We start from the raw sequence: 5,880 nt of genomic DNA, 5'->3' as shown, positions 1-5,880 counted from the left end.
CAGGAACCGCCGCCACCGCCACCGCCGCCGCCGAGCGTGGTGGTGCTCGGCATCGTCAGCGAGAACGGCGATGGTCACGCCGCGATCCGGGCCGCGAGCAAAGGCGACAAGGTGCTGCGCGTCCGCACGGGTGACGACGTGAGCGGCTGGAAGGTCGAGCGGATCGAGCCGCGCCGGCTTGTGCTCAAACAGGGCGAGCGCTTGGTGGATTTCGCCTTGTTCACCGGTGCGGCGAAGCCCCCGAAGCCTGCCGAGCGGCCGATCCGGCAGACCAAGGCCACAGCGCCAACCAATTGATGCGCCGCTGCTTTTGGCAGGCCGTCGAATTCGCCGGTTCGCGCCGAGGTTGAGTTCCACCGCAGGGTTAAAACTTTTTTGCGAAATCGCTTCGCGTTAGCCCGTTTCAAACTGTCTTAGGAACAGGAGAGGCGTCCCGAACTGTCGGGCGTGTCCGCGTGGGGGCGGCTGCGCCGGCTGAGTTGCGTGCCTTTCATCGAGTTGTCGGCATCGGGCCAACTGATTGCAGGCTGGCCGGTGCCTTGTTGCGTCACGATCGTTCGCATCGCCTGCTGCATTTGGAAGGCCCGCATGCATTCGCTCCCTCGCTCGACCTCGCGCCGTGGCCTGTTGCTCGCAGGTGCAAGTTCGATCGCGATTGCAATGGGCTCGCCTGCGGCAGCGCGCCCGTTCGGCACGTGGGGTGGCGTCAGCACCGCGGCCACGCAGGCGGCGGTCAGCGCCGCGCAGACCGCCGCACAGCAGGCGCAGCAGGCCGCACAGAACTCGCAAGCGTCGATGACGCGCGCCGCGCAGGCGATCCAGGCATTGCAGGCGGCCCAGAGCGCCGCGCGCGGCCTTGCGGCGAGCGCGCCGAGTACGGTGCCCAACGGTCTCAACGCTGGCGGCCTGGTACCGAACAGCGGCCTGGTCGCATCCGGCGTCGCCAATCCCGTCACCAACTGGGTCGGTGCCAACACACCGACGCAGACCAGCAGCGGCGGCCAGACCACGGTCAATATCGACCAGACCCAGGCCCAGGCGGTGTTGAACTGGCAATCGTTCAACGTCGGCAGGGACACGACAGTCAATTTCAACCAGCAGGGTAACGCCAACTGGGCAGCGCTGAACAAGATCGCATCGACCGGCGTGCCGAGCCAGATCCTGGGATCGATCAGGGCCGACGGTGCGGTCTATCTGATCAACCAGAACGGCATCATCTTCGGCGGCACCAGCCAGATCAACGTTCATACCCTGATCGCCTCGACACTGGATCTGCCGTCCAAGCTGAGCGGCAGCAACTATCAGGGCTATCTGCAGAGCGGGCTGTTCTCGCTGTTGGGCGACCCGTTGACCTCCGGTGTTGCTGCCAACGCTGCGTCGGGAGCCACGATCTTCAACCAGGGCAATGGTGGAAAGGTCATAGTCCAGCCTGGCGCGATCATCGACACGACGGGCAAGCTGAGCGCGAATGGCGACGGCGGTTATGTGGCGTTGCTCGCTGACGGCGGCGTCAGCAACGCCGGTGCGATCAACACCAGGAATGGCCAGATCATCGTTGCTTCAGACGCTTCCGTCACCCTGGCGACGCCGCTGTCGACAGCCGTCGGCGCTCAGACGGCGATGCAGGTCGTCATCGGCACCACCGGCAACGACCCCGTCAACCCGCTACCGTCTGGCTCCGGGGTGGTCACCAACCAGGCCTCCGGGCTGCTGGTGTCGAACTCCGGCGCAGTCACGCTGGCCGGCGGCTCGATCAACCAGCTCGGGGCCATCGTCGCCAGCACCGCGACCACGCGCACCGGCTCAATCAAATTGACGACGGTCTGCGGGCAGGGCGTATGCCTACCCGGAACCAACGGCAATATCGTGCTGGGGGCAGCAAGCCTCACGTCGATCCTGCCGGACGAGACAAGCGGAACCCTGCCAACCGCGACGCTCAATACACCGACGTCGGCGAACGGCGCCCGCAACGCGCCGTATTTCCAGACGGTGCTGCAGCCGCAGATCAACATCACGGCGGTGGGCAGCGTCGACGTGCAGGGCAGCGGCGCGGGCGGCGCCGGTGCTTGATCAAGGCGCCCGGCGCCGCGCTGACGATCGGCGCCGACAGTGTTAACGGCACGGTCCTACTCGAGAAGGGCAGTACCATCGATCTCTCCGGCATTGCCGGCGTGACGCTGCCGATGTCGATCAACCAGATCAACATCCTCGTCACCGCGGCCGAGGTGGCCGACAGCCCGCTCGCCCAAGCCCTGATCGGCAAGACCGTGACCATCGATGCGCGGCTCGGCGGCACCCGCGCCGACGGCGTGCAGTGGGTCGGTTCGCCGCTGCTCAACGCGGCCGGCTATATCGGCCTGATTCCGCAGAGCATCGACCAGATACTCACCGTCGGCGGCAATTTCACGACGTCGGGAAAGAATGTCGTGCAGCAGCTGGGCGCGAGCATCAACGTGTCGGCCGGCTATGTGCAGTACACCGGCGGCATGATCAGCACCACCCGCCTGCTCGGTGCCGACGGGCGCATCTACGATATCGGCCGCGCCGATCCCACCATCGCCTATGTCGGCGTCGGCAACGGCTTCACGGTGCTACACAAGGTCAACGGTGTCGTCGATACGAAGCTGACCGAAATCTATCTCAGTCCATGGGGCGGCGGCAGCAATACGCACTATGAGGCGAGCTACATTACCGGCGCCAATGCCGGCTCGGTCACCGTCGCGGCCATCAATCCGATCGTCAACGACATCATCGGCAATGTGACGGCAGGCAGCCGCCAGCGCGCGCTGGCGGGCTCGTCGAATCTCTCGCCCGCCGACCAGATGCCGAACGGCGCGTCGCTGAGCATCACGTTTACAGCGACCAACCAGACTAATGTGGTGCTCGCGCCGCGGGCCGATGCCGGTCCGGATCCGTACGGCCTCGGCAGCTTGAACTTCGCCAACGCGTCGAGCTGGTCGCCGGTGCTCGCCAATGGCGTGTTTCCGATCTTCACCGACGTGCTGTCCAATGCATCGCTCGGCGCGATCTCGATCAAGGGCGCGCGGCGGCTCGACGAGGCGACGAACGCCACTCTGTCGGTGCGCCCGCGCGGCAGCATCGCGCTCGACAGCGTCGGCATCATAGACGGCACGCTCAGCGCGCCCGCCGGCCAGATCAGTCTCACGGGCTTTACCTATACAAACAATCAGCCGCAGCTGCCGCCGCTGCCGGCGCTGGTGATCGGGCCGCATGCGGTGCTCGACGTGCGCGGCCGCTGGGTCAACGACACTGGCCTGTTGCCGGATCAACTCGAGGGGCGCGCTTTTGTCAACGGCGGCAGCGTCAATATCAATACGTTCGCCGCTAGCAACGGGCCGGACCGAGTTGGAGATGAGGGTGTCTTTGTCGACGTCACCCAGAGCATCGTACTTGCGCCCGGCAGCGTGATCGACGTGTCCGGCGGCGGCTATGTCGACACCTCGGGCAGGCTTAGAACCGGATCCGATGGCCTCCCGGTCGGCAAGGGCGGCAGCGTTTCGCTGGTTGCGTATGATAGTGTCCAATATAATAGTCGAGGGGAAGGGACGAACCCTTTTAACGTCGTTCCACACGGCACGAATCCCGACGGCACCGTCAATCACCCAAATCAGGCCAATGTGCTGCTGGGCGGCACCATCTACGCGGGCGGCTTCGATGGCGGTGGGACGTTGACGTTGCAGGCGTCGACCGTTGCCGTCGACGGCACAACCGCTGAGGTCACATCGTATCTGTCCGGCGCGACGGCAAACGCCATCGCCCACCAAAGCGGAATGCCTGTCGTGGGCATCACCGTATCGGACGCGAAGGCCGGCCAGCTCGTTCTGCCGCCCTCGTTTTTCACCAGCGGCGGCTTCTCTCAATACACTTTGAGCGACGCCTATGGCGGCACCACGATCACCGCCGGCACGAAGCTGCTGTTGCAGCAACAGCCGACCGCACTGCTGTCGGGCCGCGAGGTGCAGATTCCGACTGGGGCCCGCGCGCGCGACTTCGCATCGCTCGGACTGTTGCCCGACGGCCTGCGCAAGCCGGTCAGCCTGTCGTTGGGCGGGACGAATGTGCTGGTTGATCGCGGCGCTGCCATCGTCACCGATCCGCTGGCCACTGTCACACTGAATCCGATTGCGACGGCCGATATTCTCGGCAGCATCGTTGCACCCGCAGGAAAGATTACCGCAACGGGCCAGGAGGTGCGCATCGGCGCCACCGCCGTGCTCGATGTGAGCGGCGTATTCGTGCCCAATCCGCAGGTGAAAACCTATTCCACCGGCACGGTGCGCGATGGCGGCTCCATCTCGCTCTTGGCCACCACCGTGGTGGCGGAGCCGGGCGCGCAGTTCAATCTGCAGGGCGCGGCCGTGACCGCAGCCAGCAACTTGATCCAGGTGCCGCAGGCTGGTTTCGGACCGCACTTCGTCGGGCAGGCGGCCTGGAGCAATGGCGGCAGCCTGCAGCTCTCCGGCACGACGGTCTATTTTGCCGGCACCGTCGATGCGGCCGGCGGCGCGCCGCTTGCAGCTGGCGGAAGCCTGACCATTGGCGTCATCAACAACAATGCGATTGGAGCCCCGCCGACGCCGGACAGCATCGTGGTGGAGCAGCCAGGCGTGGTCGCAACGAACCTGCCAGCTCCGGGCGCGACGGCCACACCGGGCGCATTCATTGGGGCCGATACGCTGAGCAACAGCGGCTTCGATTCCGTGACGCTCAATGCGGGCAAGATCGCATTCGACGGTTCGGTCAATGTCAAAATCCCCGGTGCCCTGACCCTTTATGCGCGCAATGGGCACGTTGCGATTGCGGATGGGTCCGTCGTCAATCTGAACGCCGGCTACGTTCGCATGGTCGGGGTCGGGGTCGGCGGCGTGTCAATCGTCCCGACCGCTGGCGCCGGCACACTGAACGTGACGGCGCAATGGATCGACCTCGAGCGCGGCATCGGGCTCGACAACGCCGGCAGCGTCAACCTCACCAGCGCCGGCCCCATCCGGCTGCTGCCGCAATATTATGGTTTCATCGACGGCGGCTTGAGCTCGGGAGAGACCGTGTTCGGCGGCGCGCTGCTGGTTCCCGGCAATCTCACGCTGCGCGCGGCCGAGATCTATCCGGTCAGCAACACCGATTTCCTGCTGATGTCGACCGGCCCGTCGAGTGCGATCACGATCGCACAGAACGGCGTGCCGACGGCGCCGCTCTCGATCGGCGGAGGCATCGTGCTCAGCGCGCAGACCATCGTGCAGGGCGGCACGCTGTGGGCGCCGCTCGGCAACATCGTCCTGGGCGTGCGGACCGGCAGCGACGTGTCGGCCCAGTTCATCAAGGCGATTGCCAACGAGGGGGGCATCAACTTTGCCTCGGGCGCCTTCGTGCCGACGGCGAGCGTGACGCTGGCCGCGGGCAGCCTGACCTCCGTTTCGGCAGCCGGTCTGGTCGTGCCCGACGGCTACACCGTCGACGGCACCACCTGGTATCAGGGCGCCCCTAACTCCAACCGTATCGTGCCTCAGGTGCTGACTGCGCCGCCGAGCAAGTCGATCAGCCTGTTCGGCACTGATGTGGCGACCCAGTCCGGCGCCGTGCTCGACTTGAACGGTGGCGGCGACATCTACGCGACAGAGTTCGTGGCGGGAACCGGTGGCAGCCGCAATGTGCTGACGACCTACCAGCAAAACCCCGCCAACGGCAGCATCACGCCGACCTACGCTGACGGCCGCCAGGTCTATGCGTTGGTCCCGACCTACTCGTCGGCCGTGGCGGCCTTCGATCCCAACTTCGCCTTCTCTCCATATTACTCAGGCCTGGTGGTGCCGGCCGGTACCACCTTCGGCGCATCGGCGACCGGGAATTCGCAGCCGTTCG

General features: G+C 65.7%; 3 protein-coding genes and 1 pseudogene. 3 read left to right on the top strand and 1 reads right to left on the bottom strand.

What is annotated here, in order from left to right; translation table 11 throughout:
- Positions 1 to 297: pseudogene (locus H8B02_RS44425) on the top strand (hypothetical protein); the annotation flags it as partial.
- 116 nt (positions 298 to 413) lie between these two features.
- Here the strand turns inward: H8B02_RS44425 and H8B02_RS44420 are convergent.
- Entirely contained in the window at positions 414 to 590 is a 177-nt protein-coding gene (locus H8B02_RS44420) for a hypothetical protein (RefSeq protein WP_229172083.1), read from the bottom strand.
- On the opposite strand from H8B02_RS44420, the gene H8B02_RS44415 reads away from it, so the two are divergent.
- Together H8B02_RS44415 and H8B02_RS44410 are read left to right on the top strand one after the other, a co-directional pair.
- Positions 589 to 2,070 (top strand): filamentous hemagglutinin N-terminal domain-containing protein, encoded by a 1,482-nt coding sequence (locus H8B02_RS44415; protein ID WP_229172082.1) that lies wholly within the window; start codon positions 589 to 591, stop codon positions 2,068 to 2,070. The genes H8B02_RS44420 and H8B02_RS44415 overlap by 2 nt on opposite strands.
- The coding region (locus tag H8B02_RS44410; RefSeq protein ID WP_229172081.1) for a beta strand repeat-containing protein at positions 2,067 to 5,880 on the top strand (3,814 nt) is incomplete at its 3' end. The genes H8B02_RS44415 and H8B02_RS44410, both read left to right, overlap by 4 nt.

It is taken from the genome of Bradyrhizobium altum (assembly GCF_020889705.1).
GTDB classification, from domain to species: Bacteria; Pseudomonadota; Alphaproteobacteria; order Rhizobiales; family Xanthobacteraceae; genus Bradyrhizobium; species Bradyrhizobium altum.
Note: the sequence above shows the minus strand (reverse complement) of the source record. Positions and strands in the feature narration are given on the sequence as shown.